The sequence below is a fragment of the bacterium genome (assembly GCA_030693205.1).
GTDB lineage: Bacteria > Patescibacteriota > Minisyncoccia > JAHIHE01 > JAHIHE01 > JAHILZ01.
Genome location: JAUYBG010000020.1, coordinates 1 through 1,021 on the forward strand (window position 1 = coordinate 1; position 1,021 = coordinate 1,021).

The window sequence follows — 1,021 nt, forward strand, 5'->3', positions numbered from 1 at the left end:
TCGAAGGTAGGAATGGAGTTATGCAACGCAGGAAACAACGGTTGATGCACATTTCATATTTTCCGGGGATAGGGTGACGTCCCCGAAAGGCGGTTTTCCTGGACCGCTTTCCCCGGACTAACCACCAGGCCGTGACAGGAGGCGGAACTATGGGGAGCAAAAAAAAGAGCATAAAACCAGAAACAACAGAAGAGATTATTAATAAGTATAACCTCGAAAAAGATTTCGCCCATGAGTTTAAAAAAATTCATAAAGCAAAGTTTAAAGAAATTGAAAATTCCATTATCACCCTGGCTACTTATTACTCTGCCATGGAATTCTTTGAATCTGGTTTAAATCCTGAACATTGTTACCCTTGTTACTTGGAGTCAGCGGAAGAATACTTTTTTAGTAAAACAAAGTGTTTGACTCCCCGCTTGGAGCTATACCTTCGCGAACTATCGAAGAATTTTAATTTTGGTAAGATAACAAGATTAATGCTATCGCAAAAATATAAGGTTCCCGATGAACCCACAAAAATTCTAGCCCAACTTTTATCACTATGGTACCTGTACCTAGAAGCACCGAACATTCCACCGACAATAGCCGATCTACGTCTTGACTATGCGCGTGCTAAGTTAATAACCCAAGCCCTTTCCTGGTTTCTTTTTTTTAAGCAACTTGGGAAAAGCATATTCCGAGTTAGAAAAAGTGTTATAAAGAAAAAGTCTATCAAGGACCAAAATAAGCAAGCTGTTGTGGAGGCCCTTTACCGCATGAATGCAACGGGCATGAGCTTTCACAAAATAGCAAGAACTATTGAAAAAGAGTTATTTGAGAGAGAAATATATCCAAAACCAATGCCTGGGGAAAAGCCAAAAGATCACACGAAGTCAATCAAAAGGTACTTATTGGAAGATGATACAGTTAAAAAAGATTTAGAAAAGTTGGGGGTTATCAACGGACAAACGTAACTCCTGTCCAATTAATTTTATTATTATTGGACAAACGTAACTTTTGTCTAGAAATATCAGTAAGTTAT

1 protein-coding gene is annotated in these 1,021 nt (G+C 38.4%); it reads left to right on the forward strand.

From position 1 onward, the window contains the following. Positions 1-131 precede the first annotated feature (131 nt). Positions 132-953 carry a hypothetical protein gene (locus Q8N37_04610; protein ID MDP3057764.1) on the forward strand — a complete coding sequence of 274 codons (822 nt, stop codon included), beginning with the start codon at positions 132-134 and terminating at the stop codon, positions 951-953. Positions 954-1,021: the final 68 nt, after the last annotated feature.